Origin of the sequence: Kitasatospora sp. NPDC051853, from assembly GCF_044452665.1 — a bacterium.
Lineage (GTDB): Bacteria > Actinomycetota > Actinomycetes > Streptomycetales > Streptomycetaceae > Kitasatospora.
Window position 1 is genome coordinate 591634 of record NZ_JBITBY010000003.1, and the last position, 23206, is coordinate 614839.

The window sequence follows — 23206 nt, forward strand, 5'->3', positions numbered from 1 at the left end:
GTGACCAGCGACGAGAGTCGTGCACGTCCCGCCGCCCGAGTGGGCCGACGGGACGTCCACGCGCTCCGGGGCCGCCGGCACCTGCAACAACCCCGGCACCTACGCCCTCCTCCAGGAGGACGGCAACTTCGTCCTCTACAAGGCCGAGGGAAGCCCGGGCGAGGGCGGCGCCCTCTGGTCCGCCTACACCTGGGACAAGATCTGACCGCCACCCACCCGACCCGTCCCCGACGGACGGTCACCCGCACCACGACAGGTGCCCTGCCCGTGCCCAACCGTTCAGACTTCGGGGCCAGATCCCCGGAGAACGTCCCCGGGTTCGACGCGGAGCCCGCCCGCGCCGGCACCGGTGAGCACGAGACGGGCACCGTGCGGCGGGTACACCTCGTCCACCGTCACCTGCGGGTAGCGGCGGATCTCCGCCACGACGACAACGACCCCCCGGCCGTCCGAACCGGCGAGGTGGAACCGCGCCCCCAGCCGCGTAGGCGCCAGGCACCGCACGACGACGGCGAGCCGATCCCCGTCGGCCACGCCCACCTGCACGACCTCGACCACGGGCTGCCCCTGCGCCCGCGGCGCCTGCACGGAATTCGTCGTCACACCATCATGATCCCAGGCCCGAACAGCCCCGTTCACGCCCGTTGCTGACACCCGGTCAGCGCGCCCGCGACAACGACAGATGCCCTGCCGGATCTCTCCGGCAGGGCATCTGCACTGGGTCGGGGTGGCGGGATTTGAACCCACGGCCTCTTCGTCCCGAACGAAGCGCGCTACCAAGCTGCGCCACACCCCGGTCTTTCTTCGTTGCTCTCCGTCCCCGGTGCAACGAGTAGAACTCTATCGGACGTCCGCCGAGATGCGAAATCCGGTTTCCCGGGGGCGTGAGCTGGGGGTCAGCGGCGGGGGGTGAGGGTGAGGAGGGTGGCCTCGGGGGGGCAGGCGAAGCGGACAGGGGTGTAGCGGTTGGTGCCGCAGCCTGCGGAGACGTGGAGGTAGGACTGGTGGCCGCCGGCGCGGTGGGCGGAGAGGCCCTTCACCCGGCGGGTGTCGATGTCGCAGTTGGTGACCAGGGCGCCGTAGAAGGGGACGCAGAGCTGGCCGCCGTGGGTGTGGCCCGCGAGGATCAGGGGGTAGCGGTCGGCGGTGAAGGCGTCGAGGACGCGGAGGTAGGGGGCGTGCACGACGGCGAGGGAGAGGTCGGCGTCGGGGGAGGGGCCGCCGGCGACCTCGTTGTAGCGGTCGCGGCGGATGTGGGGGTCGTCGAGGCCGGTGAACTCGACGTCGAGGCCGGCCAGCTTGAGGCGGCCGCGGGTGTTGGTGAGGTCGAGCCAGCCGGCGGCGTCGAAGCCGTCGCGGAGGTCGGTCCACGGGTTGTGGACGGCGCCGGTGATGCCGCGGCGGCCCGAGCCGTCGGGGTTGTTGAGGCCGTGGACGCCGGTGCGCAGGGCCTTGAGGTAGCGGGTGGGGCTCTTCCGGGCGGGGCCGTAGTAGTCGTTGGAGCCGAAGACGTAGACGCCGGGGAAGTCGAGCAGGGGGCCGAGGGCGTCGAGGGTGGCGGGGACGCCGAGCGGGTCGGAGAGGTTGTCGCCGGTGTTGACCACCAGGTCGGGGCGCAGGCCCGCGAGGCTCTGGAGCCAGCGCTGCTTCTTCCGCTGCCCGTCGACCATGTGGATGTCGGATACCTGGAGCACTCGGATCGGCCGGGCCCCGGCGGGCAGGACGGGCACCTCGACCCGGCGGAGCCGGAAGGAGCGGACCTCGTAGCCGGCGGAGTAGGCGAGGCAGGCGGCGCCGGTGGCGGCGATTCCGAGCGGGACGGAGTACAGCGGTCGCATCGGTCCATGCTCTCAGACCGCTGATCGCACCGAGAACGTCCCCGGGCTGACCCTCGGTCAGGAGGGCGGCCCGGGGACGTCGGGGGTGGGCGGGGGCTTGCGCGGGGAGGGGTGTGCTCGGCGGAGGGGGTCAGGAGCTGCGCCGACGGAGCGTCAGGAAGACGCCGGCGCCGAGGGCGATCAGGGCGGCGCCGATGGCGGCGAAGGTGGTGGTCCGGCCCGCGCCGGTCTCGGCGAGGCGGCCGTCGGTGGAGGTGGAGGCGGAAGCAGAGGCGGAGACAGAAGCAGAGGGGGAGGCGGTGGCGGACGGGTGGCCGGAGGCGGGCGGGGCCGGGGTGGCCGAGGGGGTGGTGGCGGTGACGAGCTTCACGGTGGCGCCCTTGACGCAGTGGGTGGTGCCGAGGAGGGGCTGCTGCGGGTGCTCGTTGACGACCAAGCAGCGGTCGATGCGGGTGTCGCCGGGAGTGGAGCCGGCCGGGTAGGAGACCCGGACGCGGTGGGTGGCGTCGGCGCCGGCCTTGAGGCTGGAGTCGCGGCCGTCCAGGTAGGCGGCGGAGGAGTTCCCGTCCCAGTGCTTGAGCTGGGTGACCCGCTGCCAGGAGCCGTCGGCCCGGCGGACCTCGACGACGGCCTTCGGGGCGACCGTCAGGGCGTTGGCCAGGTTGACGTAGCCGGAGGGGGTGTCGTTGACCAGGACGGCGTCGAACTCCACCGGGGCTCCGCCGATGACGGCGGTGGAGGGGACCGTGCCGAGGCCGAGCTTCGGGGTCTTGAGCGCGATGGTGCGGAGCTCGTCGGCGAGCGGGGTGGTGGAGTCCTCGGCGGTGAGCACGGAGTGCAGCGGGATCGAGGGGATGCCGCCGTTGGTGGCGCCCTGGTGCGGCAGGCCCATCGGGGCGCCGATCCGCAGGTCGAGGGTCTTCTTGCCGCCGGCCGGGACGGTGACGGCGGTGGGCAGGGTGCCGGAGTAGATGCCGCGGGCGAAGGCGAGCGGGACGGCCTTCCAGGTGCCCGAGGCCTGGTCCTTGTAGTCGATGACCAGCGCGTCGTTCGGGGCGCCGAGGGTGACGTCGGCGGAGAAGGAGAGGGTCAGCTTCCGCTCGGTCGCACCCGGGTTGGTGACCGTCTCGCTGAACTCGACGGGCTGCCCGGCGAAGCCGACCGCCTCGGGGGCGGCGACGGAGAGGGCGACCGCCCCGGCGGTGCCGGCCGGCTCGGCGGAGGCGGCCGTGGAGAGGGTGAGCGGGGCGGCCACGGCGAGCAGGACGGTGGCGGCGGCAACAGTGGTGCGAGTACGAACGGTGGTGGTCATGGCTGTCCCCCGGGAAGTGACGGTCGGTTTTCTGACAGGGCGTCCGCTCGGGCGGTCCGCCTGGTGTGCCGGGGGCTCCTCGCCACCCTCACACCCTGATAGACGTGCATCCCCCCGAGGGGTTGCAGGTGGTTCGGAAGAATTTTTCGGGCGCCTGAGGGAGGGGGTCGTGGGGGGCCGGAGGCGGGCGGTCGCGCGGGAATGGGTTTGCCGGGCGGACGGCGGCGGCGTAGGAATGCTGCATGACTACGCTCAAGCAGCAGCTGCAGGAGGACCTCACGGCTGCGATCAAGGCCCGGGACGAGCTCCGCACGTCCACCATCCGGCTCACCCTCTCCGCCGTCACGGCCGAGGAGAAGGCGGGCAAGACCGAGCGCGAGCTCGACGACGCCGAGGTGCTGAAGGTGATCGCCCGCGAGGCGAAGAAGCGCCGGGAGGCGGCCGAGGCCTTCGAGCAGGCCGGCCGTACGGAGTCGGCGGCGCAGGAGCGGGCCGAGGGCGAGGTGCTGGCGCACTACCTGCCGAAGCAGCTGAGCGACGAGGAGCTGACCGCGATCGTGGCCGAGGCGGTGGCCGCCAGCGGGGCGACCGGGCCGCAGGGCATGGGTGCGGTGATGAAGCTGGTGAAGCCGAAGGTGGACGGTCTGGCGGAGGGCGGCCGGGTGGCCGCTGCCGTGAAGGCCGCGCTCCAGCCGTAACCGGGTCGACGCCGGCGCCGGAAGAACCGGTGCCGGAGGGATGCGAGAGGGCCACCCCCGGGAAGGGGGTGGCCCTCTGACGTCGGGTCAGCCGGGCGGGGTCAGCGGTGGCCGCCGTTGCCCCAGCCGTTGCCGTTCCCGTTGCCGCCGTTCCCGCCGCCGATCATGCCGGGCGGGAAGGTGAAGTTGCCGCCGATCAGACCGCCGTTGCCCTGGCCGCCGTCGCCGGCCGGCGGGGTGGCGGGGTTGGTGGCGTTGGGGTCGGTCTTGGGCTGCGGGTCCGGGATGTCGACGGTCTGGAAGGTGCCGCGCGGGGTGCCCATCAGGACATCGTTCATGGCCATCTGCCAGATCGGGCCGGGGCCGGTGGCGCCGTAGACCGAGTCGAAGCGCTTGCCACCGATCTTGATGTTCTTCATCGAGACGTAGGTGGTCGGGCCGCCCATCCAGACGGCGGTGGCCAGTTCGGGGGTGTAGCCGTTGAACCAGGCCGCGTACCGGTTGTCGGTGGTACCGGTCTTGCCGGCGATCTGGCGGCCGTCGTCCAGGCCGAGGGAGGAGCCGGTGCCCTTCTCGGTCACGCCGAGCAGCAGGGTGTTGATGGCGTCGGCGGTGGTCTCGCTCATCGCCTGGGTGCAGTTCGGCTGCGGCACCGGGAGCTGGGTGCCGGCGTTGTTGACCACCGACTTGATGGCGATCGGGGTGCAGAACTTGCCGCGGGCGGCGAAGGCGGCGTAGACGCCGGCCATCGTGAGCGGGCTGAGCTCACGGGCGCCGAGCACCATGGAGGGCACCTCGGGGAAGGCCGCGCCGCTGGCCAGCGTCTTGATGCCGAGCTTGTTGGCCATCTGCTTGAAGGCGCAGAGCCCGGTCTCCTGGGCCATCTGGATGAAGTAGGTGTTGACCGACTTCGCCATGGCCTCCTTGAGCTGGTAGGGCCCGATCTCGCTCTTGCTCTCGTTCTCGATGGTGGCCGGGGGCTTGTCGGTGTTCTTCCAGGTGCCGTTGCAGGTGTTCATCGACGGGTACAGGATCTTGTACTCCGACGGGTACTGCTGGGTCACCGGGGTGCCGTTCTCGATCGCCGCGGCGGCCATGATCGGCTTGAAGGTCGAGCCGGGGGAGAAGCCGTTGCCGCCGCCCATCGCCGCGTCGACGTTGAGGTTGAGCACGGTCTGCTTCTGGTTGCCGTCGAGGCCGTAGGGGCGGGTCTGGGCCATCGCCAGGATCTCGCCGGTACCGGGCTTGATCATGGTCATCGCGGCCGAGACGTCGTCGGTCGGGTAGACCTTGGTGGTCACCGCCTTGTGGGCGGCGGCCTGGTTCTTCGGGTCGATGGTGGTGTAGATCTTCAGACCGCCCTGGGACCAGAGCTTCTGACGGTCCGTCGCGGTCTTGCCGAAGGACGGGTCCTGCTTCACCACGTGGCGGACGTAGTCGCAGAAGAAGCCCATGCCGTTCTGCGCGGTGATGCAGCCGTTCAGCGGCTCCTTGTACTTCAGGCCCAGCGGGGCGGCGGTGGCCGCCTTGGCCTCCTCGGCGCTGATGTGCTTGTTCTCCAGCAGCTTGCTGATCACCGTGTCGCGGCGGATCTGGGCCGCCTTGGGGTGCAGCACCGGGTCGTAGGCCGAGGGGTTCTGCACCAGGCCGGCCAGCATCGCGGCCTCGGGGATGGTGAGGTCCTTGGCGCTCTTGGAGAAGTAGCGCTGGGCCGCCGACTCGATTCCGTAGGCCTGGTGGCCGTAGAACGTGATGTTCAGGTAGTTGGTGAGGATCTGGTCCTTGCTCAGTTCCTCCTCGAGCTTGACCGCGATCTTCAGTTCCTTGATCTTGCGGCCGAGGCTCTTCTGGGTGGCGAGCAGGAAGGCTTCCTTGTCGTCGCCGGCCTGCTCGACGAAGACGTTCTTCACGTACTGCTGGGTCAGCGTGGACGCGCCCTGGGTGGCCTCGCCGGACTCCGCGTTCTTGCCGATGGCGCGGGCCACGCCCTTGAGGTCGACGGCGCCGTGCTCGTAGAAGCGGGCGTCCTCGATGTCGACCTGGGCCTGCCGCATGATCGGGGCCATCTGCTCCTTGGCGAGGATGGTCCGGTCGCGGTCGAAGACCTTGGCGATCAGGCCGCCGCCGGCGTCGTAGATGTACGAGGCCTGGGAGAGGGTCGGCGTCTTGAAGTCCGTGGGGACGTTGTCGAAGCTCTCCGCGGTGTCCTTCGCGGTCAGACCGAGCGCGCCGATCGCGGGCAGCGCCATCCCGGCCACCAGGACACCGGACAGCACGCTGATGCCCAGGAACTTGAGTCCGAGCCCGGCCTTGTCAAGCGGAGATCCCGCGGGTCGCTGAGGTGCCATGGGGAGAACACTACGTCGCTGATTCCCGTACAAGGGGGCAGGTGTTCGCCTACGCTTGTCACAACACTGCGACAGCTTCGCTCTGTTCATGGTCATCACTCTTGTGAGTGATGAGCTTTGCCCGAATTGACCCAATTTCAGACGGTCTACCGGCGGGTCCGTCGGTGGCGGTGTGGCAGAGGGTGACGAGAGTGGTCGGATGGCGTCTGACAAGGCCTCCGACCTGCGATCACTCCAACGGGTGAGTGGACGGATACCCATAGTCCGATCGGGTCATTTGAGATTGGGCCCGAAGGGGCTGTTGCGTCCTGGCGTTCTTCCGTAACGTCCTCAACTGGCAACGGTGAATATGCCGTTGCCGCCGTGGGGGAGCCCCGATTCGGGAGAGGACGGCGCCGGGATGGGCTGGGTGGACGACTGGAGTGCGCAGGCTTCCTGCCGCACGAGTGATCCGGACGAGTTGTTCGTACAGGGGGCGGCGCAGAACCGCGCGAAGGCGGTCTGCAGTGGCTGCCCGGTCAGGACGGAGTGCCTGGCCGATGCCCTGGACAACCGAGTGGAATTCGGTGTCTGGGGCGGAATGACCGAGCGGGAGCGGCGGGCACTTCTCCGCCGCAGGCCGACGGTGATGTCCTGGCGCAGGCTGTTGGAGACGGCCAGGACGGAGTACGAGGAGTCGCTCGCCACGGGCGTCATCCTCACCGACTACGCCCAGGCGGGCTAGGCGGTTCGGACGATCCGTCGGAGGGATCGGCGCCCGGGTGGGGGAGCCCGGGCAGCGATCGGTCCGTACGGCTGTGTGGGGGTACGCCCGCTGGGCGCCGCCGTGCCGGTGGCACGGGTGCTCAACGGGCGTGTCGCAGAGGCGGGCTGACGGTCAGTCGGTCGGCTCGCCGCCCAATCGCGCACCGATGGCCCGGAGGCCGTCGAGGTCGTGCACGTCACCGGGCAGGGCCGGCACCTCGACCATCGGCACGTCCGGGTAGACCGAGACGAAGCGGTCGCGGGTGAGCCGCTCGCGGTCCATCACCTGCATCCGTTCCGCGTGCAGCCGGAGCAGTCCGGCGGCCAGCGTCTCGGCGGCCACGTCGTGATCGGTACGGGCGTCCCCGTCGGAGTCGGGGGATCCGTTGCCGTCGGGGCCGCTGCCATGGGAGTCGCTGCCCCGAGAGCCGTTACCCGGGGAACCGCTGCCGTTGGAGCCGTTCTCCTCGAGCGTCTCGGCGGCGGCCAGCGCCCGTTCCGCGGTGAGCTGCGGTGCGCCGGTGCCGTGCACCCGGTTGAGCACCAGCCCGGCCAGCGGCATCTCGTCGGCGGCCAGCCGGTCGACGAAGTACGCGGCCTCGCGCAGCGCGTCCCGCTCCGGGGCGGCGACCACCAGGAAGGCCGTGCCGGGTGCCTTGAGCAGCTGATAGGTGCGGTCGGCCCGCTCGCGGAAGCCGCCGAACATCGAGTCCATCGCCGAGACGAAGGTCTGCACGTCCGTCAGCAGTTGGGCACCGAAGACCTTGCCGAGGGTGCTGGTGACCAGGCCCATCCCGACGTTCAGGAACTTCATCGCGCTCCGGCCGCCGACCTTGGCGGGGGCGGTCAGTATCCGGATCAGCTTGCCGTCCAGGAAGGAGCCCAGCCGGTTCGGCGCGTCCAGGAAGTCCAGCGCCGAGCGGGACGGCGGGGTGTCCACCACGATCAGGTCCCACTCCTCGGCCGCGCGCAGCTGGCCGAGCTTCTCCATCGCCATGTACTCCTGGGTCCCGGCGAAGCCGGCCGAGAGCGACTGGTAGAAGGGGTTCTCCAGGATGGTCCGGGCTCGCTCCGGGTCGGCGTGGGCGATCACGACCTCGTCGAAGGTCCGCTTCATGTCCAGCATCATGGCCTGGAGTTCGCCGCTGCCGTCCACGCCCTTGACCACCCGGGGGGTGTTGTCCAGCTCGGTCAGGCCCATGGACTGGGCCAGCCGCCGGGCCGGGTCGATGGTCAGCACCACGACCTTGCGGCCCTGCTCGGCCGCACGCAGGCCGATCGCCGCGGCGGTGGTGGTCTTGCCGACCCCGCCGGAGCCGCAGCAGACCACGATCCGGGTCGCCCGGTCGCCGATCAGCGCGTCGATGTCCAGCCCGGTCATGCCGCCCCCTGCCGCTTGAGCTCGCCGGCCAGGCGGTACAGCCCGCCCAGGTCCACCCCGCCGCCGAGCAGCGGGAGTTCGTAGGTGGGCAGCTTCAACTGCTGCACTGCGGCGCGCTGTTCGCGCTCCAGCTCGACCCGTTCGGCGTGCTCCCGGGCCTGTTCCAGCAGCGGGCCGATCAGCGGCTCCACCGCCGCCCGCCGGGTGGCGGCCGACGTGGAGCGCCCGCCGAGACCGGCCTCGACGAGGGCCAGCGCGACCTCCTCGCGGTGGTCGCCGTCCACGGCCGCCACCGCCGCCGCGTCCAGTACGGGCGGGCGCACCGTGTTGACCAGCACCCCGCCGACCGGCAGACCGGCCTCGCGCAGTTCGCCGATGCCGTCCACCGTCTCCTGCACCGGCATCTCCTCCAGCAGGGTCACCAGGTGCACCGCCGTCTCGGCCGAGCGCAGCACCCGCATCACCGCCTGGGCCTGTCCGTGGATCGGCCCGAACCTGGCCAGCCCGGCCACCTCGGAGTTGACGTTGAGGAACCTGGTGACCCGTCCGGTCGGCGGCGCGTCCATCACGATCGCGTCGTAGGCCCGCTTGCCGTCCGGCCCCTTCCGGCGGGCCGCCTCGCAGGCCTTGCCGGTGAGCAGCACGTCCCGCACCCCGGGCGCGATGGTGGTGGCGAAGTCGACGAAGCCGACCTTCTGCAGCGCCTTCCCGGCCATGCCCAGCTTGTAGAACATGTCGAGGTACTCGAGCAGCGCCTGCTCGGTGTCGATCGCCAGCGCGTACAGCTCGCCGGCCGGCCCGCGGCCCGGCAGCCCGAGCTTGGCGGGGGAGACGGTGGCCACCTTCCGCTCCTCGTAGGGCAGAGCGGCTATCCCGAACAGTTCGGCGATGCCCTGCCGGCCCTCCACCTCGATCAGCAGCGTCCGGCCCCCCTCGGCGGCCAGCGCCAGGGCGAGCGCGGCGGCGACGGTGGTCTTGCCGGTGCCGCCCTTGCCGCTCACCACGTGGAGCCGGACCCCCTCCCAGTCCGGGCCGTGCCGGTCCTGCTGCTCCACGCTCCGCCTCCGTGCCTCTCGGGTGCCGGCCGTCAGCCGGCGTCAGGTGCTGCCGTCGCCAAAGGTGCTCTCCCGCGAGGGTAACCAGCCTCCGCCGCCGATGCCGGGATTCCCGGACGGGTGACCCCTGACGGAGAACGGCCGGCGGGCGACGGCCGACAGGTGACATGGCACTAGAGTCGGGCCCATGACCAAGTGGGAATACGTCACCGTGCCGCTGCTCGTCCACGCCACCAAGCAGATCCTGGACACCTGGGGCCAGGACGGCTGGGAGCTCGTCCAGGTCGTTCCGGGCCCGAACCCGGAGCAGCTGGTGGCCTACCTGAAGCGGGAGAAGATCTGATGGGCAAGGTCGAGGAGAAGCTGGCCGAGCTCGGCCTCACCCTCCCCGAGGTGGTGCCGCCGGTCGCCGCGTACGTCCCGGCGATCCGCTCCGGCGAGTACGTGCTGACGGCCGGTCAGCTCCCGATGGTGGCCGGCAAGCTGCCCAGCACCGGCAAGGTCGGCGCCGAGGTCACCGCCGAGGAGGCCAAGGAGCTGGCGCAGGTCTGCGCGCTCAACGGCCTGGCGGCGATCAAGTCCGTGATCGGTGACCTGGACAAGCTGGAGCAGGTCGTCAAGGTGGTCGGCTTCGTTGCCTCCGCCCCCGACTTCACCGGGCAGCCGGGCGTGATCAACGGGGCCAGCGAGTTCCTCGGCGAGGTGCTCGGCGCGGCGGGCGTGCACGCCCGGTCGGCGGTCGGCGTCGCGGTGCTGCCGCTGGACGCGCCGGTCGAGATCGAGTTCCAGGTCCGGGTCCGCGACTGACGCTGCGCAGCTTCGGTGGGGCAGGGACCTCAGGGGCGCGAGGAACTGCGCGCTGGGGGACGGCAGCACCTGCAACTGGCTGACGTGTCCTCAGTTGCAGGTGAGCCGCCTTCCGGTTCGCGCAGTTCCCCGCGCCCCCGCGTAGGTCGCTTAAAGCATGTCAGAGCGGCAGCCGCGGGGAATCGCTCGGTCCCCACCACGCGTAACAACGCGAGGGAGGGCGCACCATGGCGCGCAGGAAGAAGACGGCCCGGAAGCTGGAGGGCGTCGCGGCCCCCACCACCCCCTACGACGGGTGCGGGAAGTGCTTCGTAGGGCTTCGGCGACTGTCCCGGGTGTCCTCGGACGACCCGAGCGACAGTCCTATGAAGCAAGCGGACCTGACCATCCGGGCGGTTGAGTCCATCGGCGGGCACATCATCGCCTGGGCCGATGACTGGGACATCTCCGGAGACCAGGACGCGGTTACCCGGCCCGAGCTGGGTCCGTGGCTGCGGGAGGAGAACGGTCCGCACGACGGCCTCGCCGGGTCCTCGGTCGAGCGGTTCGGCCGCAGCGTTCAGGACGGTCTCAACACCGAGAAGCTGATCCGGACCACGGGTCGGATGCTGGTCACCGCGGACCACCCGGGCATCTGGGACCTGACCGACGCCGTTCAGGAGCAAGAGTTCACCTTCCGGCTGATGATGGCTCAGACCGAGTTGCGGAACATCCAGAAGCGCAACCGCGACGGTGCCGAACGCGCCGTGGAGGCGCACCGGGTCACCGGGCCCCCGTCGTACGGGTACATGCACGTGCGGGCCACCCCGACGGCGCTGGTCGAGCGGGTGATCGACACCGAGGCGCACACCGTGCTGTTGGAGGTGGTCCGGCGCATCCTGTCGGACACCACCGGGAGCGTGACCGTGGACGGCGAGGTTGCCCGCCTGAACCGGGCCGGGGTGATGTGCCCGAGCGACCGCCTCGCCGTGCTGTACGGCCGGGAGCCCGAGGGCGGGGTGTGGCACCGCAAGACCCTGGCTCAGATCCTCTGCGGGGAGAACGCCCTCGGACTGCACATGCTCAAGGGCCGAATCCAGCTCTCGGCCGAGACGGGCCGGCCCGTCCGGATCGCCCCCGAGCTGTGGGATAGGGCCACCCATGAGGCCCTCAAGGCGAAGATCCGGCCGGAGTCGCGGAAGCTCGCGCCCGAGGTGAAGGCGACCCGGCGGTTCAGCAACCGGGCCGTTCTGCTCTCGGCGCTGGCCGACTGCGGTAACTGCGGCAACGGGATGGTCCGTGGCGGGAGCAGCCGCGCCAATGGCAAGTACGTCCCTGCCTACACCTGTCAGGGGCGGCGGCGAGGCATCCCGGGGTCGGAGATGTGCACGCCCGCGCCGATCATGGCCGGGCCGACCGCAGACAAGATCGTTGAGACCCGGTTCCTCGCCCGCTTCGGCGCTGGCGAGATCATGCGCCGGGTGTACGACCCGGGAACGAACCTCGCTTCCGAGATCGCCACCCTGGAGGCGGTCAAGGCCCGGTTGCTGGCGGACCGCGCGGTCGGCATCTACGACGAACCCGAGGACTTCGCCCGGTTCGAGACGCAGTTCAAGGCGTGCACCGCGGACATCAAAGCCCTGCGATCGCTGCCCGAGCGGCCCAGCGGGTGGATCACGATCCCCACGGGCGAGACCGTCGCGGAGCGGTGGGCGCGCGAGGACGTACAGGGGCGCCGGGAACTCTTGATCGAGCACGGCGTCCGGGTCGCGATCCGGCCCGGCCGAGACTCCGAGGCACGCGTCACGGTGACGGCCGAGATCGCCGACGACCCGACGGCCGAGGTGCTGGGAGCAGTCGACGGCGACCCGACCCGTCCCGAGGCCCCGGCGGTCGAATCCGCGGCGGCCACCGTCCCGGCCGAGCGCACGTCCGTCCGGCTCGCCGAGCCCGAGGGCGAGGTGCAGGGTCCGCCGATGCTCCGGATCATCCTGCCCCGGCCCGAGGAACCCGAGAAGACGCCCGCCAAGCGCACCAGGCGCAAGGGGGTGACCCTGGCGGCCTGACGCCCTCTCAGAGCCCCGTACAGCCCCGGTCTGGCCCCGTGCCCGGCCGGGGCTTCGTGCTTCCCGCCCCACAGCAGGGGTGGTACCGGTGGTGGTTGAAGCTCAATTTCTAGGTTCTCTTGAGATGTCTAAAGAGACCTAGAAAAAGGGCTCTAACCATCACCGGTACCACTCCCGGGCGAGCGGGTGCCGCCATGCCCGTTCGGCTGCCGCGGACCAGCCTTCGGCCTGCACCGTGGCGAGGACAGCCCACACGCGCTGCTCGACCTCGGCCAGTCCCTCGGCCGAGCCGCAGGGATGCGCCTACAGCGGGGTGGTGAGGGTGGTGGTTGAAGCCCTATTTCTAGGTCTCTATAGACATCTCAAGAGAACCTAGAAAATACCCTTCAACCACCACCTTCACCACCCCGGGGGCGATCGGGAATCCCTCGGTCCCTACTACTCCCGGAGGAAGGAACGGACCGAGTCGACCCAGGGGCGACCCGCACGAATCAGCGGCCCGCGGGTGACCGTCCGTCCCCACCATTCCCGGAAGCAGAACAGACAACGCTGGAACACCAGCGGGAACCGTGCCGTCGACACAGCCGCCACCGGAGGTAGCACCGTGATCAACCCCAGCAGCTTTCCCCACTCGTACGAGGACCGTGACACACGGCGGCTCCGGCTTCGCGCCGATGCCTTCCAGTACAGCTCTGCCATGGAGCAGCTTGCCGAGATGAAGCGCAACCGCCCCGAACAGTACGACCAGATGGGGGCCGTCGCTCACCTCTCCTTTGGCTACTACGAAGCGGCGAAGAGCGCCGCCGCGCAGCTCGGCCGCAACATGTCAGCCCCGAGCAGCCAGGAGAACTGATTATGAGTCACGACGTGACCCGAGCCGCCGAAAAGCTCGCCAAGCTGCGCGCCCAGGCCGATAAGTTCGCCGCTCCGCTCGCCGAAGCCGAAGCCGCACTGGCAGCCGCCCAGGAAGCCGAACAGGCCCGCCGCGCGGAACGGGCCGCGAAGTACGACCGCGCGTTCCTCAAGACCTGGCAGGAACAGGCTGCTGAGCGTGCCGACCGGGGCAACGAACTCCATACGACGTTCCTTGAACTCCTCACCGCAGAGCCGTGGTTCGAGGCGTACGTCGCACACCGTGCCGAGCGGTACAAGCGTGAGCAGATCCTCACTGCCGCACAGAACGCCCAGTCCCAACTGGGCGAAGTACGCACCGTGCCCGAGCAGCGTTGGTACGGCCTGCGCATCATCGAGGACATCACCAGCGCGGTGGACAATGCCGCTGCCGCGATCGGGGCCGCCTACGCGGAGGAACTGGAGTCCAAGCGGAACGCCTACCTCGACGCGTCGGACTGACACTGCCGGGAGGGTTCCAACCGAGCGGGGGCAACTCCAGTGCCGCACGCCTGCGGAAGCAACTTCGCCGCGCCGGCCAGGCCACCTGCGGGGGCTGCGGGGTCGACTTCCTACCGTCCGCCGTGGACGTGGACCACCGGACTCCGCTCGCTCTCGGCGGCGAGGACGTGGACTCGAACATCTGGCCCCTGTGCCGCCCATGCCACAAGGCCAAGACACCCAAGCCACAGAGCGGCAAATACGCCCTTCTGAACATGTGAAGGCCGGGTGGCTCGCGCTTCGTACTTCTTCCCGGGTCACCCGGTCGCCCAACGGGTTATGAGAGTCACCTCACCGGCCTACGTGTGCGCCGGGGACTCGGCTTTCCATTGAGTGCAAATCTAACTCGCAGGGCAACCAGGCGAATGATTACGCAAATCCAGATGACAATCGTTCCGGAATTTACTACGCAGTCAAGCGTCTCCATATGCGTGTACCTTTCTCGGTTGATAGCTCCCCTTACATGGAGAGTTCCGAGTTTGATCCTGGCTCGGAACACGGAAGCCACCCACCGTTCGGGCGACACGCCCCACAGGCACTTTCAGGATGCGCCTTACACAGCGCAACTGACAAGACCTGCGGCGGGGGCGAGTGACGGCATATCGGGGGACTGATCGGAGGCCCGCATGCCCCGCAAGCCGAGACCCCCGTGCAGCGTCCCCGGGTGCCCCGAGCTGACCACTGGTGGCCGCTGCCCCGCTCACGAGCGTGAGGCGACCAGGAACCGGGAGACGCCGGGCACCAGCGCGTACGGCACTCGCTGGCCGCGCATCCGGAAGGCGTACATCTACGCGCACCCGTGGTGCCTGCTCTGCGGCCGAGCGGCGACCGTAGCCGACCACTTCCCGCGCAGCCGAAGGCAGTTGCTCGCTGACGGGGTGTCCGATCCCGACGCGTGGCACAGGCTCAGGCCGCTGTGCACGCAGTGTCACAACCGCGAGACCGCCAAGCACCAGCCCGGAGGCTGGGCAGCGGAGCAAGTCAAGCCAAAAAGGCTCTGACCTGCGGCTTTACCAGGGGGGTGACCCCCTCTCCCTCCCCAGAGAGCACGGCAGGGAGGCAAAAAACTCACGCCGGGGCTGTAGCCATTTTTGGGTGCTCCGGTGCCAGCACGGCGAAGGGAGACCATGGCGGATCGCTACCGGCCTCGGCCGGCTGTCGCACGGGCCCGCGAGGGGAACCCGTCCAAGTCCGAAATCAGGGAGGGGGTGGTCGTCCCTCGCGCCGTTCTCGCCGAGCCTGACTGGGGCGAGGTGTTCCGGGACTCGCCGGACCCCGAGATCAGCGCGGCGAACCGGCGCTGCCGTCAGGTAGCGTCCGCTGAGTGGCGGCGCATCGTGCCCGTGCTGGAGATCGCGGCCGGGCTCGGCGAGGTGGACCACACCACCGTCAAGGATCTGTGCGTCTGCGTCGCCCGGATCGACCAAGCCGAGCGGGACCTCTCCGAGCGCGGCCTCATGGTCACCGCCGAGCGCGGGACCGTGAAGAACGGCGCCGCCACCATCGCCGCACAATACCGCTCCCAACTTGCCCGCTACATCCGAGAGTTGGGGCTATCTCCGAGTGCGCGCGTCGCCATCACGGCACCAGAGCCAGACGACGACTCCGACATCTGGGACTGACAGCGAAGGCCCCCGTACCCTCCCCATCGTGGGGTCGGTGCGGGGGTTTTCGTCGTCTCGGGAGAATATTCGAGAATCCGCGCTCGCTGTGGGGCGATACCAAGGCATCCTGATCCAGCCTGTCCGACGGTGAGGGGAGCGGCTGTGAGCCGACGACTGCGGTACATCGGAAGCAACTCGGGGAACAACGGATGCCCAACGCTCTACGAGGACGTTGAGACTGGGGAAGTGCTGGTGCAGGGCGACGCGGTCACCGACCCCGATGAAGTGGCCCAACTCCGTAACACCAAGCCCGGCGAAGGCTTCGTCATCGTGCCGCGGGTGCTGCTCGCCGACTTCGCGCCGCGTGACGTGGACCGGGAGCCAGTCTTGATCAGCTTCGACGAGTTCGACGGCATGTTCGAGAGCTTCCAGCACACGGCCTTCCGGCTGGAGACTCGCCACCGGTACCGCTCTGACGAGCAGACAGAGACGTACCGTCGTTTCAGCGCCGGGCAGGCCGCCGGATGGGACTTGGACGACCCGTGGTGCCGTTCGCGACGTGAGCAGGTGGCCTTGGGCAAGCGGTTCGAGCGGGTCAGGATCATGGACAACCCGCCCACTCCGGGGCAGCGGTACCTACTCGACAACGCCGAGCGAAACAGTGCCGTCGGCGAAGACATCCGGTACCTGTGGCGTGCTGACGCCGACCGGCTCGGCCTTCCTCGCGAAGATGCCTGGCTGTTCGACTCGCGCGTGATCGCACTGCTGCACTTCGACGCCGACGACGACATCACCGGCGTGGAGCTGATCACCGACCCGGTGCAGGTGGCTCGCGCCTGCCAGGTGCGGGACGCCGCTTGGCATTTCGCCACGCCGCACCGAGCGTTCGGCGCTGAGGTACCGTCCGGCATGTGAGCACCGACTTCCAACAGGCCCGAATCGCCCTCGGTCTGCGGCTTCGCGAGCTGCGCACCGAGGGCGGTCTCACGGGTCGGCAACTGGCCGACCGTCTGGGCTGGCCACAGTCCAAGGTCAGCAAGCTGGAAACCGGCCGACAGACGGCCACCCACGACGACCTCAACGCATGGGCAGAGGGCGTTGGTCAGCCGCAGGCTGCACCCGAACTGAAAGCCAGGCTAAGGGCGTTCGAGTCGCAGTCGCGTTCCTGGCGTCGGCAGCTCGCGGCTGGGCACCGGCCGGTGCAGGACAGGTTGACGGTCGAGTACGAGCGTTCGACTGTCCTGCGCGCCTGGGAGGGTTCCATGGTCGTCGGCATGCTCCAGACAGCCGACTACGCCCGGCACGTTTTCAGTGCCTACGTCGACCTTCACCAATCACCGCGCGATGTCGAAGATGCCGTGCGCTCCCGCGTTCGACGGCAAGAGAGCCTGTACCAGCCGGGCAAGCAGTACCAGATCATCATGTGGGAGGCGGCGCTCCGGGCTCTGGTCTGTCCGCCGGCCGTGATGGCCGCTCAACTCGACCGGCTCACCGGCGTGATCGGGCTGGACACCGTGCGCCTGGGCATTGTCCCACTCAACGCCTCCCTCAACTTGCCTCCGGCCAACGGGTTCTGGCTCTATGACGAACGGCTCGCCATCGTGGAGGACTGGCACGCCGAACTCTGGCTGGACCAGCCCGACACCGTGGCCTTGTACCTGCGCGTATGGGAGTCACTCGCCGACGCGGCTGTCTACGGCGCGGATGCGCACAAGGTCATCGCGCGGTGCCGCCGAGCACTCGGAGCGGTTTGAGAATCCCCGCGAGCCTCAGTCGCGTTCGCTGGAATATTCGCGAATCATCGACTCATCAGTGATTCTCGGGCGCTTAGCGTGCTGGTCACCGATTCTGACCAGTCCGAGGGAGCGGCCCGTATGGCGGCGAGCACCACCACCCGCAGAATCAAGACATGCGAGGAGTGCCGGGCAGGGCAGGGCGAGCGCGCCCCAGCCCCTTTTGTTGACCTCGGTGCAGCGCCGTCAGCGCTCCGGGCAGCGCTTCCGCCCTTCCCTCCGGGGCCGACGCAGCACAACCTTCACGAGTACCTCCGCCTCCCGCCCGATCACCAGCCGAGCGACTCCAACTCTTGTACAGCTAAGCGTGGTTGACGACATGAATGAGGGCGGGAAGCCATCGCCGCGTGACGTGGCCAAGGCGCGGGCTCAGCGGATCGCCGAGGAACTTGGCCGGTTGTACCGGCGTACGCCGTCGGTTACCTGGACCGAGGAGGGGCACCTTCGGGTGTCGTTGCGGATTGCCGAGCAGCCCGACGAGGCTCTGCTCCTGGCGACACTCGAAGTACTGGGCCGGGGCGATCGGATGGGGCACATCAAGAGGCTTGCATGGCAGGCCATTTGGGCCGAAGTGGAGATGAAGATGTCGGAGGAACCGCCGGCTGGAGAGGGGGAAGCGTGAGCGTGGTCGAGTTCTACCCGCAGGGACACTTCGGGCTGCACTGGGAAGCCGTGGAACAGCCGGAGGGCGAGGAAGGCGACGTGCACGGCCTTGTGGTCGCCGCGACACAAGACCGCAGGATCGCCGTGGCGCACATCAGCAACCCGTGGGCCGTCGTGATCGGTACTCGCGCCGAACTGGCAGCCCTGCGCGACGCACTGAGCAGCGACCGGCTCGACTACCTGCTGGCCGACGCACCCAACCCACCGACTCGGTGATCGACTGCTGACCGAAGCGGCTGTCTGACGCATGGCCCCGTTCCACTGGTGAACCCAGTGGGGCGGGGCCTACTTCGTTTTCGGCTCCGGACGGTCAGTGGGTGGAACGACTGTCGACCCCTTGCCCCACCGCGTGGTGATCAGCCCCTCTTCCTCCCGCAGCACCTCAAGCGCACGCCGGATAGTCATGTTGGCCATCCCGAACCGGGACATCAGGACCGTCTCAGACGGGAACGGCTCGCCCTGGTCGTAGGCACCACTGCGAATCTCAGCGGCCAACTCGGCAGCGGCGAGACGATACGGGGGCACTCGGCGGGGGCGGTCAGGCATGGCGTCAGCGTAGAGAGATGATCCGCTTCCATCTACTTAGGTGGGTGAGTGAGTAGAGAACTTAGAGGAGTGGCCCTATCTTGGAACACGAAAGAACCCCGGCGCCGCTTAGGACCGGCTCCGGGGTTCATGTCCGCACAGCTATTGGGAGCTGCCGACATGCGACACCTTATCGCCTGCGCCCTGCACGCAGCCCTGCGCTTCGCCCTGCCTGCCCGAGGTCGACACCGCCGCCCTCGGCCCTTCGTCGCGATTTGCGCCCCTATCGAGCCCGTGAACCTCACCGTGCCGAAGCGGGTCATCTGTGCCCCCGTCCAGCCCGTCCCGCTCGATGACCTGCGCCTGACCGTGCCGCCCGTCCTGGTGCGCGGACACCTGCTCGCGTTCGAGCGGATGACCCCGGAGCAGCGGGAAGCCGCGCGGAACTTCCATCTCGCGGACACGGAGACGCGCTGGCGGAAGATCATCGAGTTCGAGTTGCAGCGGGAAGCCGACGACCGCCGCCGCCGCCGCAGAGCCGCCCTGTTCGCCGCAGAGATGGACCTGCCGGACCCGCTGCACTGGCTCGATGAGATCACCACCGGAGAGCCGCACACCCTGACCGGGAAGCGGGTCGCGTGATGACCGAGAACCCCGAGCCCCCTGCGGGCCACTGCGCCCGCTGTGGCCGAGCTGACGGCACTGTGCAGGAGATCGGCGCGGTAGAGCGCCAGAGCGGCCCCGCATGGCCCGTCTACGGTTGCACCGAGCACGCGAAGATCCTGCGGGCTCTGGCCGCGCCGGTCGAGTCCTCGGCCTGCAAGTAGTTCCACCAGGCCCCGCCCGGCATACGATCGGGCGGGGCTAACGTCTGGGTGCAATCCCGCATCTAGACATGTCTTAAGGGGATGGCGCCCCCGGGATGACCACGGCCCCTGCCGGAGGCGCTGCACCGGCCGGTAGCATCCGGCCATGATGTCGATGCCGCCGTCGTGGCCAGCCAGGATCCGGGCCCTCGCCGCGGGGGAGCTGACCCCGCCGGTGCCCAAGCAGTCCGCCACCGTGGTGCTGCTGCGGGACGGTGCGGAGGGGCCGGAGGCGTACCTGCTGCGCCGCCGGACCTCGATGGCCTTCGCTGCCGGCCAGTACGCCTACCCGGGCGGCGGGGTGGACCCGCGCGACGCCGAGGGCGGCTACGGCTGGGCCGGCCCGTCCCCCGCCGAGTGGGCGGAGCGGCTGGGCACCGACGAGCCGACCGCCCGGGCGGTGGTCTGCGCGGCGGTCCGGGAGACCTTCGAGGAGGCCGGGGTGCTGCTGGCCGGTCCGGACGCGTCCCGCACCGCCGATCCGCGCGACTGGTCGAAGGAGCGCGCCGCGATGGAGCGGCACGAGCTGGCCTTCGCCGACTTCCTCTCCGCCAACGGCCTGGTGCTCCGCTCCGACCTGCTGGCGCCGTGGGCCCGCTGGGTGACGCCGGAGTTCGAGGAGCGCCGCTTCGACACCTGGTTCTTCGTGGCCGCGATGCCGCCCGGGCAGCTGGCGGCCGAGACCGTCGGCGAGGCCGACCGGGTCGCCTGGCTCCCGCCGGCCGAGGTGGTCGAGGGCTACGCGGAGGGCCGCTACCGGATGATGCCGCCCACCGTGACGGTCCAGCGCGAGCTGCTGACGGTCCGTTCGGCGGCCGAGGCGGTGGCCGCCGGGGCCGACCGGAAGGTGGTGCCCGTGCTGGGGCGGGCGGAGACTTCGGGGGATCGGCTGACAGTTCGCTGGCCGGGGTATGAAGAGCTGACTATCGAAGGTATTTTTCCTCCCGAGTAGCCGTCACGATCTCCCGCCGGGACCGTGGGAGGCCGGACGCCGCTCGCCCGCATCCACCGAGAAGCACCAGCTCACACCCAGGAAGGACGATCCGATGACCCACAACGACGTGGCTCGCCGGTCGGCGCTCACCGACAACACCCTCGCCGCGCGTCCGCTGACGCTCCGTTCGCTGGCCGGCCGGGAGGCCGACCGCGTGCCGGAGGAGCCGACCCTGCGGCGCCTGGAGCGGCAGCTGCCCCTGCGCAGCCTGTACCGGGTCAGCGAGGGCGGCCGGTGACCGGTCTCCTCCCGGGTGACCCCGCCGACGGGATCGGCGGCGGGGCCACCCCCCGGGCGTTCTGCGTGCTCGCGCCGAACCCCTCCCCGATGACCCTGGACGGCACCAACACCTGGCTGCTCTCCGAGCCCGGCTCCGACCTCGCGGTCGTGGTGGACCCGGGCCCGCTGGACGAGGGCCACCTGCGCCGGGTCGTCGACACCGCCGAGCAGCAGGGCAAGCGGATCGCGCTGACCCTGCTCACCCACGGGCACCACGACCACGCCGAGGGCGCCGCCCGCTTCGCCGAACTGACCGGTTCCGACGTCCGCGCGCTGGACCCGGCCCACCGGCTGGGCTCCGAGGGCCTGCGCGGCGGCCAGGTGATCGAGGTCGGCGGACTGGAGATCCGGGTGGTCGGCACCCCCGGGCACACCGCGGACTCGCTCACCTTCCACCTGCCCGCCGACGGCGCGATCCTGACCGGCGACACCGTGCTGGGCCGGGGCACCACGATGGTGGCCCACCCGGACGGCCGGCTCGGCGACTACCTGGACTCGCTGCGCCGCCTGCACACCATGGCCGCCGAGCGCGGCGTGCGCACCGTACTGCCGGGCCACGGCCCGGTGCTGGCGGACGCGCTCGGTGCCGTCGACTACTACCTGGCCCACCGGGCCGCCCGGCTGGCCCAGGTGGAGACCGCGGTGGAGGCGGGGTACCGGACGGCCGAGCAGGTGGTGGCCAAGGTGTACGCGGACGTGGACCGTTCGCTCTGGCCGGCCGCCGAGCTCTCGGTCCGGGCCCAGCTCGCCTACCTGGAGGACCACGGCCTGATCTGACGGGCCGCAGGACGGCGGAAGGCCCCCGGGACGATCGCGTCCCGGGGGCCTTCCTGATGTCACGTCAGCAGCGGGGCCGCGCCGGCCGGGCCGTGTCAGCGCGAGCGGCGGGAGAGCCGCTCGACGTCGAGCAGCACCACCGCGCGGGCCTCCAGCTTCAGCCAGCCGCGGCCGGCGAAGTCGGCGAGCGCCTTGTTGACCGTCTCGCGGGAGGCGCCGACCAGCTGGGCCAGCTCCTCCTGGGTGAGGTCGTGGGCGACGTGGATGCCCTCCTCGGACTGCACGCCGAAGCGGCGGGAGAGGTCCAGCAGCGCCTTGGCCACCCGGCCGGGCACGTCGGAGAAGACCAGGTCGGACATCACGTCGTTGGTCCGGCGCAGGCGGCGGGCGATGGCCCGCAGCAGCGCGATGGAGACCTCGGGGCGGGCGTGCAGCCAGGGCTGGAGGTCGCCGTGGCCGAGGCCGAGCAGCTTCACCTCGGTCAGCGCGCTGGCGGTGGCGGTGCGCGGGCCCGGGTCGAAGAGCGACAGCTCGCCGATCATCTCGCTGGGGCCGAGCACGGCCAGCATGTTCTCCCGGCCGTCCGGCGAGGCGCGGTGCAGCTTCACCTTGCCCTCGGCGACGACGTACAGGCGGTCGCCCGGGTCGCCCTCGTGGAAGAGCGACTCGCCGCGGGCCAGCGTCACCTCGGTCATGGAGGCACGCAGCTCGCCGGCCTGCTCGTCATCGAGAGCCGCGAACAGCGCGGCACGCCGCAGAACGTCGTCCACGTGCTTCCTCCTGCTGGTGGTGGATGGTGCATCCGGTCATGACTTGCATCACCAAGGATGACGCATGTCGCTCCGATCATATGAGGAGGGGTGCTGGCCGGGGGTACGGTACGGGGCCATTTGTACTCATCACGGCCGGTCGGGTACCGCTGTGCGCGTCCGTTCACCCGTCCGTCGCAACGGCGCCGGCGCCCCGCGGCGACCCGCCGGGCGGTCGAGCGGTCGGGCGGTCGGTCGGGCCCCGGACTTGACCTTCGAGCCGCCTGAAGGACGAGCATCACCCGCATGGAACTCATCGGCATCAGCGCCTTCGCCCGGTTGGCCGGGCTCGCCCCCAGCGCGCTCCGCTTCTACGACGACTGCCGGATCCTCCTCCCGGCCCGGGTCGACCCGGCCACCGGCTACCGCCACTACCACCCGGACCAGGCCGGGCGGGCCCGGCTGCTGCGCGGCATGCGCGAGGCCGGGCTCCCGCTGGCCGACGTCGCGGTGGTGCTGGACGGCACGCCCGGCGAGGCGCGCACGGTGCTGGCGGAGCACCGGGAGCGGCTCGGCGAGCAGGCCGCCGCGGCCCGGGCGGCGCTGGACGCGGTGCTCGCCGCGCTGGGCGAGCCGGACGGACCGCAGGGCGAGGGTGAACTCCGGCTCTCCGGCGCCGAGTTCGCCGGGGCGGTGCGGCAGGTGGCCCCGGCGGCGGCCCGGACGGCGGAGCACCCGGAGCTGGCCGGGGTGCTGCTGGACGTCGACGAGGCGGAAGTCCGGCTGGTGGCCAGTGACCGGTACCGCTTCGCCCTCCGCACCCTCCGCAGCTCCGGGGGCGGCGCCCCGCGGCGGCTGCTGCTGGACGTGGACGAGCTGCTCGTCCTCGCCCGCTGGGCCGCCCGTTCGCACGAACTGGTGCTGACGGGCTCCGAGCTCCGGGCCGCCGACGGCTCCACCCGCCCGCTGCCGGTCCGGGACGGCGAGTTCCCGGACTACCGGCAGATGCTGGCCGCCTTCCCCGCTCCCGCCCATCGGGTGCTGGTCGACCGGCTCGCCCTCCGCGACGCGCTGGAGAGCGAGGACGGCCGTGCCGTGCTCGCCTTCGCCCCGGACCGCCTCACGGTCGGCGCCGTCGGCCTGCCCGTCGTCACCCAGGGCACCCCGCCGCCCTGGCCGGTCGGCTTCGACCCCGCCGTGCTCGGCCCCGCCCTGGAGGCGGGGATCGGCCCGGACGTCCTGCTGGAACTGGCGGGCCCCCGGCTGCCGGTGCTGCTGCGCTCCGCCGACCAGGGCAGCTTCACCACCCTGGTGATGCCGGTCCCGGTGAGCTGAC

General features: G+C 70.4%; 27 protein-coding genes and 1 tRNA gene. 19 read left to right on the forward strand and 9 right to left on the reverse strand.

All coding sequences use genetic code 11. The features are described from left to right. Nucleotides 1-19: 19 nt before the first annotated feature. The gene (locus tag ACIA8O_RS11730; protein WP_396293486.1) at nucleotides 20-205 is read left to right on the forward strand and encodes a hypothetical protein; all 186 of its coding nucleotides are present in this window, start codon (nucleotides 20-22) and stop codon (nucleotides 203-205) included. Nucleotides 206-279: 74 nt separating this feature from the next. On the opposite strand, the gene ACIA8O_RS11735 is transcribed toward ACIA8O_RS11730, so the two are convergent. From ACIA8O_RS11735 to ACIA8O_RS11750, 4 genes are all read right to left on the reverse strand, one after another. Beyond that, nucleotides 280-558 carry a hypothetical protein gene (locus ACIA8O_RS11735; protein ID WP_396293487.1) on the reverse strand — a complete coding sequence of 93 codons (279 nt, stop codon included), beginning with the start codon at nucleotides 556-558 and terminating at the stop codon, nucleotides 280-282. A 164-nt stretch (nucleotides 559-722) separates the two neighbouring features. After that, nucleotides 723-796: transfer RNA gene (locus ACIA8O_RS11740), tRNA-Pro, on the reverse strand. Between the two features lie 100 nt (nucleotides 797-896). Continuing rightward, nucleotides 897-1838, reverse strand: coding sequence for a metallophosphoesterase (locus tag ACIA8O_RS11745; RefSeq protein ID WP_396293488.1), 942 nt, complete (start codon nucleotides 1836-1838; stop codon nucleotides 897-899). A 130-nt stretch (nucleotides 1839-1968) separates the two neighbouring features. Further along, nucleotides 1969-3150, reverse strand: a complete 1182-nt coding sequence (locus ACIA8O_RS11750) for an LPXTG cell wall anchor domain-containing protein (protein ID WP_396293489.1) — start codon at nucleotides 3148-3150, stop codon at nucleotides 1969-1971. Between the two features lie 242 nt (nucleotides 3151-3392). Between ACIA8O_RS11750 and ACIA8O_RS11755 the strand changes: the two genes are divergently transcribed. Continuing rightward, nucleotides 3393-3848, forward strand: a complete 456-nt coding sequence (locus tag ACIA8O_RS11755; protein WP_396293490.1) for a GatB/YqeY domain-containing protein — start codon at nucleotides 3393-3395, stop codon at nucleotides 3846-3848. A gap of 101 nt (nucleotides 3849-3949) precedes the next feature. Here ACIA8O_RS11755 and ACIA8O_RS11760 read toward each other — a convergent pair whose 3' ends face one another. After that, the gene (locus ACIA8O_RS11760; protein WP_396293491.1) at nucleotides 3950-6196 is read right to left on the reverse strand and encodes a transglycosylase domain-containing protein; all 2247 of its coding nucleotides are present in this window, start codon (nucleotides 6194-6196) and stop codon (nucleotides 3950-3952) included. Nucleotides 6197-6596: 400 nt separating this feature from the next. Here ACIA8O_RS11760 and ACIA8O_RS11765 point away from each other — a divergent pair, with 400 nt between their 5' ends. After that, on the forward strand, nucleotides 6597-6920 hold the full coding sequence (locus ACIA8O_RS11765; RefSeq protein WP_345286967.1) for a WhiB family transcriptional regulator: 324 nt from the start codon (nucleotides 6597-6599) through the stop codon (nucleotides 6918-6920). 153 nt (nucleotides 6921-7073) lie between these two features. On the opposite strand, the gene ACIA8O_RS11770 is transcribed toward ACIA8O_RS11765, so the two are convergent. Then, the gene (locus ACIA8O_RS11770) at nucleotides 7074-8321 is read right to left on the reverse strand and encodes an ArsA family ATPase (protein WP_396293492.1); all 1248 of its coding nucleotides are present in this window, start codon (nucleotides 8319-8321) and stop codon (nucleotides 7074-7076) included. Next, nucleotides 8318-9376, reverse strand: a complete 1059-nt coding sequence (locus tag ACIA8O_RS11775) for an ArsA-related P-loop ATPase (RefSeq protein ID WP_396293493.1) — start codon at nucleotides 9374-9376, stop codon at nucleotides 8318-8320. The genes ACIA8O_RS11770 and ACIA8O_RS11775 overlap by 4 nt, the downstream gene beginning before the upstream one ends. A 187-nt stretch (nucleotides 9377-9563) precedes the next feature. Here ACIA8O_RS11775 and ACIA8O_RS11780 point away from each other — a divergent pair, with 187 nt between their 5' ends. The 11 genes from ACIA8O_RS11780 (at nucleotide 9564) to ACIA8O_RS11830 (ending at nucleotide 17896) form a co-directional block, all read left to right on the forward strand. Next, a complete protein-coding gene (locus ACIA8O_RS11780) occupies nucleotides 9564-9719 on the forward strand; it encodes a DUF4177 domain-containing protein (RefSeq protein ID WP_345286961.1) in 156 nt (51 codons plus the stop codon). Then, nucleotides 9719-10183: a RidA family protein gene (locus ACIA8O_RS11785; RefSeq protein ID WP_345286959.1), complete on the forward strand. Its 465-nt coding sequence runs from the start codon at nucleotides 9719-9721 to the stop codon at nucleotides 10181-10183. The genes ACIA8O_RS11780 and ACIA8O_RS11785 overlap by 1 nt, the downstream gene beginning before the upstream one ends. Nucleotides 10184-10410: 227 nt before the next feature. Next, a complete protein-coding gene (locus ACIA8O_RS11790; RefSeq protein ID WP_396293494.1) occupies nucleotides 10411-12228 on the forward strand; it encodes a recombinase family protein in 1818 nt (605 codons plus the stop codon). A 604-nt stretch (nucleotides 12229-12832) separates the two neighbouring features. After that, a complete protein-coding gene (locus ACIA8O_RS11795; RefSeq protein WP_396293495.1) occupies nucleotides 12833-13081 on the forward strand; it encodes a hypothetical protein in 249 nt (82 codons plus the stop codon). A 2-nt stretch (nucleotides 13082-13083) separates the two neighbouring features. Continuing rightward, nucleotides 13084-13581 carry a hypothetical protein gene (locus ACIA8O_RS11800; RefSeq protein WP_396293496.1) on the forward strand — a complete coding sequence of 166 codons (498 nt, stop codon included), beginning with the start codon at nucleotides 13084-13086 and terminating at the stop codon, nucleotides 13579-13581. 50 nt (nucleotides 13582-13631) lie between these two features. Then, nucleotides 13632-13841 (forward strand): HNH endonuclease, encoded by a 210-nt coding sequence (locus tag ACIA8O_RS11805; protein WP_396293607.1) that lies wholly within the window; start codon nucleotides 13632-13634, stop codon nucleotides 13839-13841. A gap of 906 nt (nucleotides 13842-14747) precedes the next feature. Next, a complete protein-coding gene (locus ACIA8O_RS11810) occupies nucleotides 14748-15242 on the forward strand; it encodes a phage terminase small subunit P27 family (protein ID WP_396293497.1) in 495 nt (164 codons plus the stop codon). 228 nt (nucleotides 15243-15470) lie between these two features. Further along, a complete protein-coding gene (locus tag ACIA8O_RS11815; protein WP_396293498.1) occupies nucleotides 15471-16139 on the forward strand; it encodes a DUF6879 family protein in 669 nt (222 codons plus the stop codon). Beyond that, nucleotides 16136-16978, forward strand: a complete 843-nt coding sequence (locus ACIA8O_RS11820; protein ID WP_396293499.1) for a helix-turn-helix domain-containing protein — start codon at nucleotides 16136-16138, stop codon at nucleotides 16976-16978. Before ACIA8O_RS11815 ends, ACIA8O_RS11820 begins: the two co-directional genes overlap by 4 nt. A gap of 346 nt (nucleotides 16979-17324) precedes the next feature. Continuing rightward, nucleotides 17325-17639: a hypothetical protein gene (locus tag ACIA8O_RS11825; protein WP_396293500.1), complete on the forward strand. Its 315-nt coding sequence runs from the start codon at nucleotides 17325-17327 to the stop codon at nucleotides 17637-17639. After that, nucleotides 17636-17896, forward strand: a complete 261-nt coding sequence (locus ACIA8O_RS11830; RefSeq protein WP_396293501.1) for a hypothetical protein — start codon at nucleotides 17636-17638, stop codon at nucleotides 17894-17896. Before ACIA8O_RS11825 ends, ACIA8O_RS11830 begins: the two co-directional genes overlap by 4 nt. 69 nt (nucleotides 17897-17965) lie before the next feature. Here the strand turns inward: ACIA8O_RS11830 and ACIA8O_RS11835 are convergent, their stop codons facing one another. Further along, a complete protein-coding gene (locus ACIA8O_RS11835) occupies nucleotides 17966-18226 on the reverse strand; it encodes a GntR family transcriptional regulator (protein WP_396293502.1) in 261 nt (86 codons plus the stop codon). 273 nt (nucleotides 18227-18499) lie between these two features. Between ACIA8O_RS11835 and ACIA8O_RS11840 the strand changes: the two genes are divergently transcribed. From ACIA8O_RS11840 to ACIA8O_RS11855, 4 genes are all read left to right on the forward strand, one after another. Then, complete coding sequence (locus ACIA8O_RS11840) at nucleotides 18500-18847, forward strand: hypothetical protein (protein ID WP_396293503.1); 348 nt, start codon at nucleotides 18500-18502, stop codon at nucleotides 18845-18847. Between the two features lie 330 nt (nucleotides 18848-19177). Continuing rightward, a complete protein-coding gene (locus ACIA8O_RS11845; RefSeq protein ID WP_396293504.1) occupies nucleotides 19178-20023 on the forward strand; it encodes an NUDIX hydrolase in 846 nt (281 codons plus the stop codon). Between the two features lie 94 nt (nucleotides 20024-20117). Beyond that, nucleotides 20118-20303: a hypothetical protein gene (locus ACIA8O_RS11850; RefSeq protein WP_396293505.1), complete on the forward strand. Its 186-nt coding sequence runs from the start codon at nucleotides 20118-20120 to the stop codon at nucleotides 20301-20303. Then, nucleotides 20300-21121 carry an MBL fold metallo-hydrolase gene (locus ACIA8O_RS11855; protein ID WP_396293506.1) on the forward strand — a complete coding sequence of 274 codons (822 nt, stop codon included), beginning with the start codon at nucleotides 20300-20302 and terminating at the stop codon, nucleotides 21119-21121. The genes ACIA8O_RS11850 and ACIA8O_RS11855 overlap by 4 nt, the downstream gene beginning before the upstream one ends. Before the next feature lie 95 nt (nucleotides 21122-21216). On the opposite strand, the gene ACIA8O_RS11860 is transcribed toward ACIA8O_RS11855, so the two are convergent. Further along, nucleotides 21217-21891 (reverse strand): Crp/Fnr family transcriptional regulator, encoded by a 675-nt coding sequence (locus ACIA8O_RS11860; RefSeq protein WP_030288117.1) that lies wholly within the window; start codon nucleotides 21889-21891, stop codon nucleotides 21217-21219. Between the two features lie 285 nt (nucleotides 21892-22176). On the opposite strand from ACIA8O_RS11860, the gene ACIA8O_RS11865 reads away from it, so the two are divergent. Then, a complete protein-coding gene (locus tag ACIA8O_RS11865) occupies nucleotides 22177-23205 on the forward strand; it encodes a MerR family transcriptional regulator (protein ID WP_396293507.1) in 1029 nt (342 codons plus the stop codon). Nucleotide 23206: the final 1 nt, after the last annotated feature.